Annotated in this window: 15 protein-coding genes; 5 read left to right on the forward strand and 10 right to left on the reverse strand. The window is 38.2% G+C overall.

From position 1 onward, the window contains the following. Nucleotides 1-296 precede the first annotated feature (296 nt). The 3 genes from B2751_RS08180 to B2751_RS08190 all read left to right on the forward strand — a co-directional run bounded on the left by B2751_RS08180 (nt 297) and on the right by B2751_RS08190 (nt 1879). Entirely contained in the window at nt 297-917 is a 621-nt protein-coding gene (locus tag B2751_RS08180) for an HNH endonuclease family protein (RefSeq protein WP_396210748.1), read from the forward strand. A 15-nt stretch (nt 918-932) separates the two neighbouring features. Continuing rightward, a complete protein-coding gene (locus B2751_RS08185; protein ID WP_023469834.1) occupies nt 933-1172 on the forward strand; it encodes a hypothetical protein in 240 nt (79 codons plus the stop codon). 155 nt (nt 1173-1327) lie between these two features. Then, nucleotides 1328-1879: a hypothetical protein gene (locus tag B2751_RS08190; RefSeq protein ID WP_290774182.1), complete on the forward strand. Its 552-nt coding sequence runs from the start codon at nt 1328-1330 to the stop codon at nt 1877-1879. 1 nt (nt 1880) lies between these two features. Here B2751_RS08190 and B2751_RS08195 read toward each other — a convergent pair whose 3' ends face one another. Both B2751_RS08195 and B2751_RS08200 read right to left on the reverse strand, forming a co-directional pair. Continuing rightward, the gene (locus tag B2751_RS08195) at nt 1881-2279 is read right to left on the reverse strand and encodes a GNAT family N-acetyltransferase (RefSeq protein ID WP_396210747.1); all 399 of its coding nucleotides are present in this window, start codon (nt 2277-2279) and stop codon (nt 1881-1883) included. A 348-nt stretch (nt 2280-2627) separates the two neighbouring features. Next, complete coding sequence (locus B2751_RS08200; protein ID WP_290774188.1) at nt 2628-2840, reverse strand: hypothetical protein; 213 nt, start codon at nt 2838-2840, stop codon at nt 2628-2630. A gap of 71 nt (nt 2841-2911) precedes the next feature. Here B2751_RS08200 and B2751_RS08205 point away from each other — a divergent pair, with 71 nt between their 5' ends. Continuing rightward, complete coding sequence (locus tag B2751_RS08205) at nt 2912-3271, forward strand: cyclic-phosphate processing receiver domain-containing protein (protein WP_290774191.1); 360 nt, start codon at nt 2912-2914, stop codon at nt 3269-3271. A 176-nt stretch (nt 3272-3447) separates the two neighbouring features. On the opposite strand, the gene B2751_RS08210 is transcribed toward B2751_RS08205, so the two are convergent. From B2751_RS08210 to B2751_RS08235, 6 genes are all read right to left on the reverse strand, one after another. Further along, entirely contained in the window at nt 3448-5145 is a 1698-nt protein-coding gene (locus B2751_RS08210) for a recombinase family protein (RefSeq protein WP_290774194.1), read from the reverse strand. 105 nt (nt 5146-5250) lie between these two features. Continuing rightward, nucleotides 5251-7215, reverse strand: a complete 1965-nt coding sequence (locus B2751_RS08215) for a DUF927 domain-containing protein (RefSeq protein ID WP_290774196.1) — start codon at nt 7213-7215, stop codon at nt 5251-5253. A 59-nt stretch (nt 7216-7274) separates the two neighbouring features. Continuing rightward, the gene (locus B2751_RS08220; RefSeq protein WP_290774197.1) at nt 7275-7634 is read right to left on the reverse strand and encodes a hypothetical protein; all 360 of its coding nucleotides are present in this window, start codon (nt 7632-7634) and stop codon (nt 7275-7277) included. A 367-nt stretch (nt 7635-8001) separates the two neighbouring features. Continuing rightward, the gene (locus tag B2751_RS08225; protein WP_290774199.1) at nt 8002-8253 is read right to left on the reverse strand and encodes a hypothetical protein; all 252 of its coding nucleotides are present in this window, start codon (nt 8251-8253) and stop codon (nt 8002-8004) included. A 278-nt stretch (nt 8254-8531) separates the two neighbouring features. Further along, nucleotides 8532-8984, reverse strand: a complete 453-nt coding sequence (locus tag B2751_RS08230; RefSeq protein WP_290774202.1) for a JAB domain-containing protein — start codon at nt 8982-8984, stop codon at nt 8532-8534. 75 nt (nt 8985-9059) lie between these two features. Further along, a complete protein-coding gene (locus B2751_RS08235) occupies nt 9060-10352 on the reverse strand; it encodes a DNA cytosine methyltransferase (protein ID WP_290774205.1) in 1293 nt (430 codons plus the stop codon). A 225-nt stretch (nt 10353-10577) separates the two neighbouring features. On the opposite strand from B2751_RS08235, the gene B2751_RS08240 reads away from it, so the two are divergent. Next, nucleotides 10578-11477 (forward strand): hypothetical protein, encoded by a 900-nt coding sequence (locus tag B2751_RS08240; protein ID WP_290774207.1) that lies wholly within the window; start codon nt 10578-10580, stop codon nt 11475-11477. 49 nt (nt 11478-11526) lie between these two features. Here B2751_RS08240 and rlmH read toward each other — a convergent pair whose 3' ends face one another. After that, complete coding sequence (gene rlmH, locus B2751_RS08245) at nt 11527-12006, reverse strand: 23S rRNA (pseudouridine(1915)-N(3))-methyltransferase RlmH (protein ID WP_290755957.1); 480 nt, start codon at nt 12004-12006, stop codon at nt 11527-11529. 72 nt (nt 12007-12078) lie between these two features. Continuing rightward, nucleotides 12079-12240, reverse strand: a complete 162-nt coding sequence (locus B2751_RS08250) for a CxxH/CxxC protein (RefSeq protein ID WP_069201504.1) — start codon at nt 12238-12240, stop codon at nt 12079-12081. Between the last annotated feature and the right edge of the window lie 37 nt (nt 12241-12277).

The following is a 12277-nucleotide window of genomic DNA, read 5'->3' on the forward strand; positions in this document are numbered from 1 at the left end:
TCTAGTTCTTTTGTGTTGAAATAACGTTGCGCTTCCGTCAACGTGCCACTTACGACTAAAAAGATACCGCACACGATCAACCATCCTCTGATTCGTTCGTTCATGATGTAGCCTCCTTTCTTCTCCACCTAAATCCTAACATCAGACCCTTGTATATAATGACAAAAATTTAATTTTTATAACATTTACACGATATTCATTTTCTCCTAAATGAGTGATGCCATACTAAAAATTGTGAAGGGTGTCTTCACATCATCTCGTCTCATACATAGGAGGAATGACACGTGTTCAAAGCCATCAAGTCCATCGTCATCACTGCACTCGTCTGCCTGACCGCTTTCCAGTTCGATACGACATCCGTTTCTGCACTCCCCTCAGGTATCTCTTCGAAAGCGACGGCCCAGTCTCAACTCGATGCCTTGACTGTTAAAACAGAAGGCAGCATGACCGGTTATTCGCGTGATTTGTTCCCGCACTGGAGCAGTCAAGGAGGCGGCTGTGATACACGACAAGTCGTCTTAAAACGTGACGCCGATTCATATGTCGGATCGTGCCCCGTCACATCCGGTTCTTGGTATAGTTACTATGACGGACTGACATTCACGAATCCATCTGACCTCGACATCGATCACGTCGTACCGCTTGCCGAAGCATGGCGCTCAGGAGCAAGCAGCTGGACGACGACGACACGTCAAGCATTCGCAAACGATTTGACAGGTCCACAATTGATTGCTGTCTCTGCGAGCTCGAACCGTTCAAAAGGGGATCAGGATCCGTCGACATGGAAGCCGACACGGGCAGGCGCGAGTTGTGCCTACTCGAAGATGTGGATCAATACGAAGAGCCGCTGGAACCTCAGCTTACAGTCGAGTGAAAAAACAGCCTTACAAACGATGTTGAACACATGTACATACTAAAAAGGAGTCGATTCGATGGAAACGAAAACCTCTACCTTTACCGCCACGCATGGCGTGATGACGCAAGAAGTCGGTGTCATCAGCGGTGAACTCGAACTCCGGACGACCTGTCAGGAGGATGGAACGTTGGAACTGAAGATTGCTTATGTCGGAGCGATAGACGTCTATACGTTACCCGGCAGTTATCGTGTCCATGACGTCCGGGATCATGACGTCATCCATCAGATGCTCGTCAATGTACTAGAGCGAACATAATGGAAACAGACGCTGTCCAAATTAATGGACGGCGTCTGTTTTCATTATGCATATTCAAAATCAGATTATCATTATTTACTAAAGCATACGTTTTATCTGACGTTCTATCCGGTATAGTGAGAACAACGTCATCATCCTTTCGGGAGGAATACTTCATGCGAAACGTTTTGATTCCAACCGGCGTCATCCTAAGTGGTCCAGGTCTCTACATGGCATTAGAGGGTCACGTGCCTGCATTACTCGTTACCGGTATCATCATGCTATTTGGTTGCGGTATCGGTATCATCACGAAAAAAAGTCGGAGTAATTTTCGTTCAGTCAGGAGAATAACTATGATTCAACAATTCACGAATGAACAGCACTCACACGATATGATTGGCGGGTTTATAGCCAAGTCTACCGACCCAATCCTCGCCCACGTCAATCCATCACGTTTACAAGACAACGATCTTGTACTATTGATTCAAGCTGATCAATCGATTGTTGTCTCTTTCGCTAATTCACAAGATCAATCAGGTTGGACGCCACTATCACGAGAGCAGATTCATCAATCAAAAAGTCTACTCGCACCTAAGACGTGCTACTTTAAAATTACGCACGGTGAATATGCCGGAACCTATTTGATTTCACCAGATTTGATTGTGAATGATCAATTCAAGAGTGAGAAAGATTATTTAGAAGTTCTAACATCAACAACGAATAAGTGACTCATAAATGTTTTATCAAGACGATTTCGTCTTTAATCGAAACTCCCTTTTCATTGTACAACGGAATTTCCGGTTTTATTTTGCGTGCAAGTTCTACAGCATTCGGAATCACCTGCGATATTGTATATCCCCGATGTTGATAGAAACGTATCGCACGTTCATTGTCGTTTGTCGTAACGAGCGTCAGCAAGTTGCATTGTTGCTGTGTTGCCTTTTCTTCTACCATTTGCATCAATTGTGAACCGATTCCTTTATTTTCTTCAAGACTATCCAGTGAAATGATTTCGCACGTCTGTGAAGTAATATGATAGGTGATTAGTCCAATGATTTCATGATCATTATTCGTAACATAAAATCCATCCAACAGACTGCAATCATGAACACCTGTTGACGTTACCATTTGTGAACTGCCCCAGTGCACAGTAAAAAAGTCTTTAATCTGACTACGTGTTTTCTGTTCTATAATCTGAATAACCATTATGTATACCTTTCATTTATATTTATTATGTTAATTGTGATATAAGGGTTAATCTTATTATTTAAAAAAGACCACCTCGAGTATCAGTTACTACACTTAAGGCGGTCATCTAAATACTGTTTATTTATGATAAGGCTCTCCGTATCACATCTAAATGAGGTTTTTAGTGTACTGTTCGGTTACTGATTGCAGTTTTCTTTTTGTATTACATACAAATTTACCGGGTTTCCGGGTCCTTTACCTCAAGGCTACCTTACGAATACTTTTAACTTAATATTCTTTTCTTGGAGAGACTAACATGCTTAAACCGCGCTCTTCGCCATAGTCCCACATCTTAATCCATGGATACGTATTAGGTGGTAAATGAAAAACACGCTCTTCCATAGGCTGAATCGTACTCATGTCACAACGCGTTCCATGCTCCTCAGTAGCAGGATGCAAACTTACTTCTCGTCCAGTATCATTAAAGTAAATAAATTTCATGTATAATCGCTCCTTACTCTAATTTTAATTTTGAAAGACCACTTGATACACTTTGAAATGGAGGTGTTTTCTTGGAACAAGAAATTAATTTGTATGTTGATGATTTAAGGGACTGTCCAAAAGATTTTACAATAGCTCGTAACGTAGAAGACGCTATTTTTTTCCTGAAAAATTATGATGTTAACATTTTATCATTAGATCATGACTTAGGTGAGGATGAGAATGGAAATCTTTTACCTACTGGATACGACCTCGTCAAAATCTTTTGCGAGAAAGGCTACCACGCAAAGAAAATTTATATTCATACTGACAACGGTCCAGGGCGCGATAATATGTTTTATACGCTGAAAGCGGCTTTGAAACGAGGTTTTATTAAGTCAGACATCGAGATATATCATTACTCCATAACAGTTAACAAATATTCTGGCTAAAATGATTTTTTTACTATGAGAATTGACTACTATTAATTCTTCAATAGCCATAATAAACGCGTAAAGGACGATATAAACGACTTTCGTTGTATAAAAGTATATTTGAACACAACATTCATAAAAGCTCGTTTAAGCACCCTATCTGTTGCTTATAACTACTTTTATATTTCAGGTTGTCAAACGATATTCAGTAATAGAGAAAAAGGTGGAGGCGACCCGTCAGGGTCATCTCCACCTTTGTTCGAAAAGAAACGGATAACATCTTCATTTATTTTGATTTGGATGGTCTCAATTTCTCGTGTTGCATCAATAGTGATTTCTTCGACTAGAATACGCACTAGCCGCTTCTGTTGTTCCACGGTTAGTGCTTTGTCGTAAAGCTCCATAAAGTTATTCAGAACGTTTTCTACGACATCAACGTCAACTTTAAGCCGACTTTGATCAAGGAGTTGTCGTTCAATTTGAAATAACTCGTTCTTCAACGATTCTATGTCAACGTCACTCGCTTCTAAGCGCTTTTGCACCTCGATTTTTTTAATCATTCCGTCTTCATAAAGACTGAATGTTTTTTCCCGCTTTCTTTCTACACTTTCAAGGCGACTCACTAAATGAGCATGACGCTTTTGTAGTGGCTGTATTTCTTGTTTCGCATTCTTGTTTACTGCTTCAATTAAACCTTTTAAAAGTGATAGATCGCTCAACAGTTCTCTAATCCGATTGATCACGTAAGGGTTCGCTTTATCGACTCGAACCCCATTAGAACTACATACTGATGAACCTTTGTTCTTCCATTGTCCGCAGGCATAATACTCAAGTACGCGCTTTTCACCGTTCGTTCGTTTATTCGTCGTTCGTGAAAGGACCATTCCCGCGCCACATTGTGGACATTTCATGATACCAGTAAGCAGATAGCTTCCGGAATGAACCCTGTTAGGTGTTCGGCTACGTCCCTTCAACAGCTCCTGTGTTCTTTTCCATGTCTGCTCATCTATGATTGGGTCGTGGATTCCTCTGACGAGAACTGGATCTGGATTGATGTTTTTTCGTCGCTTTGTAGACCATTCTTGTCGGACGTTATAACGAATGTAACCCGCATAGAGTGGATTCATCAGGATGGTCTTAACTCCATTAATAGAGTGCTCTCGTTTATGCTTAGTCTTGTGACCTTCATGATTTAATCGATTGGCGATAGTCTTGTATCCATCGCCTTGATTATAAAGATTGAAAATTTTGCGGACAACCTCTGCCTCGGCGGGATTAATTTCTAAAAGCGTATCTCCCCGTTTACGCATCGTGTCACGTACTTTGATGATGTCGTAACCGTATACAACACCCCCATTCCAGCGACCGCTCTGAGCACGCTCAATCATCCCCATTTTTACGTTCTCTGCAATATTTTTCCGCTCGAACTCGGAAACAGCAGCCATGATATGAAACTGAAAGCTACCTTGAGGAGTATTGGTGTCGATATTATCCGTATGCGAATAAAATTCGACATTGTATAACTTTAATGAATCAACGATGTTTAGCATATCCGTTATTCTTCGAGAGAGACGATTCATCTTCCAAACCAACACAATGTCGAGTCTTCTTTCCTCGACAGCTTGAAGCATCGCCTGAAGTCCTGGACGGTTCACGATGTCCTTTCCACTGATCCCGCGATCAACAAATTCCTCAACGAGTTCAAAGCCTTTTTCATCACATATATTCCGAAGGATTTTTAATTGAGCATCGATGGAATACCCTTCATCTGCTTGTTCGACCGTGGAAACGCGGGCGTAGATTGCCGCGCGCTTTCCAGTTGTCGAAGTGAAACCTGTTTTCGTATATGATTGCTGAAATTCAGAGATAATACCTCCTAAAGAGTTAGTCAATTTTCATCTCCGCCTCTCGATTAGCTTGTTGATACAACACCATATGCTTAAGAATGACGGTTAGTTCGTTCGCTTGGGTATCCATGTGCATGTTTTATTCGCTCCTTAAATATCTTCATGACCTTGTGGTGGGAATTCTAAATCCTTAAAAAGTTCACTCGATTCATCATCATTTGATCGTTTAGAAACTATTCGCGCTTCAGAAGTAGATGACGTACTTCTAGATGGAGTTAGTTGAGAACGAAGTAGAGAAGGTTGTTCACCGGAGGATTCTTGCAGATACTCATCGAAAGTGCCTCGCTCAAAAATGACGCAATATCCTGTTAAGCGGTGGTTAGATAGTCCTTTCGCCCTCGCTGTAAGGCGATCTTCTTCTGCCTTGATTAACTTTTTTTCACGCCACTCTTTTAGGACAATCCGAGGGCTTGTGTAACCCTTCTCTCGTAAGAAGGACTCCATAACGTCTTTTAAAATGAAAACTTCATCATTTTGGTACGGACCTTGCTTAACGACTTTACCGAACGTTTGAGGTCCACTTGGTAAGTAGTCTAGATACTTAAATTTGCGTATATTTTTGACAATATAGTTTTTAAGTTCAGCGTAAGCTGTGTCTGATAGATTGATGCTATCTAGTTGAGATTTAAAAACTTCTAACAAAAAGTTACGAAATTCAGATCTTTCAGCCTCCCCATAAGATCCAAGCCCGCTTTTATAAGCTAAATTGATGGCTAATTCAAGCGTCGCAAACATTGGCGAGAGCCGATTCACATAGTTACTTTGGATTCCGACTTCTTGTTCATACTCGGACCGGATTCCCTCCCACATCTTCATAATCTTTTCTGGATGATAATTAAGCAGTTTCTCTGCAAAGACCGGTCCAAGCAATCCATGATGTTGTTGAACGAGTTTTGCGATATCCTCCGCTACTTCACGCGATGGCATAAAAGAAACATCTGTCACTTCAATTGCCCGAACCGACAAACCAGCGTTCTGAACATTACGTCCTCGACGGTCTAAGTTTTTTAGACTTTGTTCCCCTGTCGATACGCAGATAGTCGCAAAATTAGATCTTTCACGCTGTCCGGCATTGCGATTCAATCGTCCTCGTTCTTCGCCATCAGAAAATTGATAGATGAATTCAGAGGCATCTCTTGATGCCATCGAAGATTCATCGAAAAGGACAGCAAGACCATAATTGTTCTCGATAACTTTTAATAGAGCGTTCAACGTCCAATTCCATGCAGCCTTCAAAGGACTCTCGAACGGATTCCCACTGACACTTACTGCTAAACGAGCTGCAGTCGTCTTTCCGGTAGAGCTGTTTCCATGAAAATGAATGATATAGTTTAACAAATCCGGCTTAAATAACTTGAGATAACCATGCAACATGGAGGAGTATCCTATTCCCAAAGCAAACTTAATTTCATTATGCTTTAGTAATGGTTGAAGACTAGTCACTAGACTTTCGATGTCACCTTTGGGTCTCAAAGCTAATTCATAGGTACTGCTCACATCACTTTCTCGTACTAAAACAGTGCCATCAGATTTACGCTCATATTCCTGATTGTAGTGATTAAACAGGATAGAGGAATCAATCTCATGAGTTTTGCGTTCACTTCTAAAACCAATATGATTATGAATCGCTTGGAAACTCATTTCACTCATAAGTAGCATTATATAATGAGCAAGCTGTGGTTTATTTCCAAGAGCTAGGTTGACGCCAACTCCTAGTTTAGTTAGTTTAGCAGCGATGCCCTCGTTTATTTCTGATGAAGAAATCTCTGTCTCAAACCATTCTTCATGTAGACGGTAAGCAATCCGAACCATTAAATCTCCCTCTGTACTATTTCGCTTAACATTTACTACATAGAGAGGCGTACATAATCGCTTAGGAGAACGATTGAATGTCTTTTCTTTTTTGTCGTAGTACATCGAATAGACCCCATTTGAGTCCAACACAAATTCTGGTCCATCATTTGATGCAAGTTCATGGTTACCTTCTTCAAAAATTTGCACATAGTTAAGTTTAGATTCGACTACCAAAGTTGCTTCTTCTGACGAGTTTTTCATGCCTTATTTTCCTCCTTAATAAATAACTTCAATTTGCTTACTAAATATGCATAGCATCCTCAATCTTCTGAGTGAGGAGACTGTATAGATGCTAGAACTTCGACTTCTATACAAACAGTAGTAGACATTAAACCAGAAGAGCATTCAGTTACTTTCGTTTCCAGCGTATAAATATCACGCCGCATTAATTCAGATAATTCGGAAATTTCTTCAAACACTCCATCTAGCTCAAGAACTTCTTTTAACTGTTCCTCCATTTCTCTACTAAGGATTTGAGTCTCAAAGCCCTCTAAGTTAAGATCCATATAACTTACTTTTTTCGATTTAGAGTTATTTGTTTCATAAAAAATTTTCTCTTCAACACAATCTAAATTTGTATTGATGTTTTTCTCATTACTTTGATTTTGTACATTTAACATCTTCATTCTCCTTTTTTAATACCGTATTTTGTGGGGCGTAGGAGAACTATAAACAATATATATTGATTTGAAAAGCCTTCATAAATTTCCATAAAACGATCTTTCTACTACCCTGCTTCTAACTAAAAAAATTCGAAAAATCTTAAGTGTACGTTGCTCCTAGCTAAAAAAAATCAGAAATAAATTGAATTTTTTTATTTCACGTTCACAATTTGGACACATTAACGTTTTTTATTTATAAATCGCAAATTATAAAAAAATCATCCATAAAACTTTATTCCAAAAGTTTTATGGATGATTTTTTATTTTAGTATTTTTATCGAAACTATAATCTTAACAATTAATTTTGCAGGAAAGTTTAACATGCTTATCCCTCTGTTAACTTCAAGTAATATGAGAGATAGAGAGCGACCATGTTACGATCTTCGTTGGGCAACTGATTTAGTACCCGTCGAACAATAGATTCATCAATGGTTGCTCCATTAGAAATGTATTCTTCCATCAAAAGATCCTTCATTGCTTCTTCATCCCATACGCTGTCTGAGTCTGCATTAATCCATGAATCTGACTTACAATACACTTCTTCACCATCAATCCAAATCCGTTGATACTCACTCATTACTTATTCCCCCTCGATTAATTGAATTATTTTTAATTCATCACAGTAGTATGCGACCAGGCAAGTTCTATGATTATCACGAATAAGATGAATCATATATTTTTTATACAGATACGTTTCTAGCAGGACCCGATTTCCCGTTTCTTTTACGATATTATCTGGTAGAAAAGACAAATCCAGTTCCTCNNTTAATGCTTCACTAACAATCTGATCTGACCACTCTTCATTTGAATCTTCCATGTATATAAGCGCACGTTCAATAATCGTTCTAGCATTCATCAGCAGTACCCTCGTTCTTTGAATGAGACATATCCTTCTGTACCGATAATAAAATGATCGAGCAAAGGAATTCCGATTAAATCTCCAGCCTGTGCCAAACGATCTGTAACCGACACATCTTCTCTACTAGGTTCACAGTCATCAGATGGATGGTTGTGACAGACCATAATATACGCTGAGTTCGATAAGATAGCAGACTTGAAAACTTCACGAGGATGAACGATTGAAGCATTTAGCGAGCCGATATGGACCGTTTCTAGCATGACTGGCTCATTCTTAGTATTCAGCCCCATTAATACAAAGTGCTCCCGGTCTAGGTCACCCATATAATCACGGAACAAAGAAGCCGCATCACCTGGAGAGGTGATGCGGCTTTTAGCATAAATTATTGATTTTTCTCTTACCAACTTTAATGTGACAATTGAGATACGTTTTTTGGACTCATTGCTCATCATTTTACCTCCTCGAGTATACATTCAAGGAAATAATATATATTTAAAACTAGGCTTTGTTTTAGATAATGATTATTAGAACATTTTTAATTGGAGAGCTGAAGATTCTAAATTCTCATCTTTTTTTAATTTTGATAAGAATTGAGCAATCGGCATTGCAATTGATTTAGCTAACATTACTGGCACTGCATTGCCGATTTGCTTATATTGCTTATCTACTAAACCATTACCAGAAATATTTTGATTTTTTCCTGAGCTAAATTCAAACCAATCAGGGAAAGTTTGAATTCTTGATACTTCTTTTACGGAAAGTCTTCTATTCTCCCCTATTAAATTCCATTTATCAGCTGAAACCTTTTCCATAGGCATTCCACCAGGATGAAGTGGTGCTTGTCTTCCAGAAGCTTGTATTGTAAAACTAACATCATCCCATGTTTTTTTACGATTCCGCGATAAGTACATCGGTGAAAAGTCACCTATATGGAAGGGACCAGGATTTTCTTTGAGATCCTTAATCGCATCTCTTAACGTTACATATGGAATTAATTTAGGTGCGACTCCATGAGTAGGTGAAGGCAATTCATATTTATAATCATATTTTTCTTCGATTTTTTCTTTATGAACACCAATTAAAAAAACTCGATCTCTAGATTGGGGAACACCGTAGTCTTTTGCGTTTACCAAATATGGTGTAACCGTATATCCAGCAGATGAAAAGTCTTCAACAATCTGTCTAAGGACTTCTCCCTTCCCTAGCGTCATCATTCCTTTCACATTTTCAGCCACAAAGAATTCAGGTTGTGTTTGTAAAAGCGCTCTAATAAAGTGAATATACAAAAAGTTTCTTTCATCATCTATTAGTCGAGGACCTGCTTCAGAAAATCCAGGACAAGGGAATCCTCCGAGCATCAAGTTACATATTGGAAAATGACTGACTTTACGAATATCTTTTTGGTGTTGTATCACATGATTAGGAAAGTTTTGAGCATAAGATTCATTAGCCTCTTTAAATAAGTCATTAGTATAAACGGTGTGGAATATACTCTTTGATCTCTCATTATTATAAGCTTCTTTATTCTTAAAAGCTTTAAGTGCATTATCTTCTCCAATTTCTGAAATCAAACCAGCTAATTCAAATCCCAAATCAAGACCACCACAACCAGAAAAGAGACCTACAACATTAATTTTTTCTTTGTTGTATTTAAGATTTTCTAACATTAGTTCATCAGCTTTATCATAAGGAATTTGATTATTTTCTCTTTGTATTTTTTCTATTAAGATTGCTTTAACTTGATCATCAGATAAGTTAATAGCAGGCTTAAATAGACTTCTACCTTTTTTAGGAACAGCATTAATTTCAACTTCCATTTAATCACCTTTTTCTCAAAAAATAACACAATAATTCAGTTTAAATAGCTTATACTAATCATATCATGGTTTATAAATAGCTTAAATATTACTGACTTATTTTTCATCGTGTAGTATACAAAACAACCATATTGTTAATAGTTTTTTAGTGAAGTTAATACTTTCTTCTCTCAATTTAGTCACAACTAGCAAAATATTTTATAATTAGAAAAGGTGGACACATTAATGAATTATATTCAATCCGAAAATCAAATTGTAAGTTTATTTCCTGTAGGGTCCAGCTTTATTTACGACAGTCAATCGTATATCACACTAACAAGTGGAAAGCCCTTAGTCGCAAGAGGCGAACCAAAATGTGATATATATGTTTTGGCACGAACAGAAGATACTTCTGAAACTAAAGAATTTAAAATTTCCTATAAAAAAATCAATGCTGATTTTCTTGAGAATAAAATGTCTGATACGAGAGCACTACAAATATTTGGTGCTGATTGGAGTAATCGAATACAAAGATTTACTAATTCTATACAACAAGCATTTGAAGAGCGGACTCTTATTTCTTATACTAATTCTGGAGCAAGAACAAGAGCAGGTTCTATTTTACTAGGATGGAAATTTGAAATTTTAAATAAACCCGGTGGAGAACTGTCATCAGAAATTTATTTACATCCTCGCGAAATTCTAGAAGTATATGCAGGACGTCTGTTGGGTGAAGAAAAAAGGAATGCTTTGGTAAATGGTAGAATAATTCCAAATTCCGGAGTAGCAGACTATATCTTAATTGGAGATTGTGAATCATATTTAAATCCACAAGATGTTATTGATAATATGCTTCCGATAGAAGAATATGCTGTAGCAAATCCAAGGTTATTCTTTGCGTGTAAAGCGCATAATTATAATACATTTAGAGAAAAGATGGATGGTAACCGTTATCTTTCAGTTTACGTGGATTGGACTATAGTACATGAAAGATTGACACCTACTTTAGTTTTTAATGAGCCATTGATTACAAGAGCTAATTCTGTTAAAGATCGACTTCTAGAAAGCTTATCTATGATAAATGCAGTTAATACAGAACAATTAAATGAAAACAATGTATCTCCAATAAGATATATTAGAAGATAAAAAATGACTGAGTCAATCTCAGTCATTTTTTATCTTCTGAAAACCTCATTTATTTATGGTACGGTTCATTCCGATTAATCCGGTACGCCCGATAAATCTGTTCACAGAGAATCATCTTCATCAATTGATGCGGGAATGTCATCTTTGAGAACGAGATTGTATCATTCGCACGTTGCATCACTTCTGGTGCAAGACCGAGTGATCCGCCGATGACGAAAGCAATCTTGCTCTTGCCGTATGTCGCGAATTGATCGAGTTCTTTTGCAAACTGTTCACTCGTCCGTTGTTTTCCTTCAATAGCAAGTGCAAGGACATGAACGTCCGGTCCAATTTTCGCTAAAATCCGTTCGCCCTCTTTTTTCTTTACTTGCGCCATCTCCGCTTCACTCAACTGCTCCGGTGCCTTTTCGTCCGCGACCTCGATTTCTTGGATCGAACAGTAGGCGCCAAGACGCTTCGTATATTCGGCGATGCCTTGCTTCAAATACTTCTCTTTTAGCTTTCCGACCGTAATGATGGTAATTTGCATCTTTTTTCTCGCTTTCTGACAGAAAATTCAGGAGTTATCCACAGAGTTATCCACAAATCCACATGTTGATATTTATTTTTTGCTTGACACAAGATATGTTGCCGGTGCCTCGCAGTATTCACACGTGATGTTTTTTTCTGGATTTAGCTGATCGAGAATCGGGTATTGTTCTGTTTCATCTACGATTTCGTCAAGTGCGAGCTCAACATGTTCTAAACAAACGTACTTATCCACAGGTGGTCTCCTCCTTTCACTTATCCACATTTATCCG

The organism is Exiguobacterium sp. UBA6282, assembly GCF_002440475.1.
Lineage (GTDB): Bacteria > Bacillota > Bacilli > Exiguobacteriales > Exiguobacteriaceae > Exiguobacterium_A.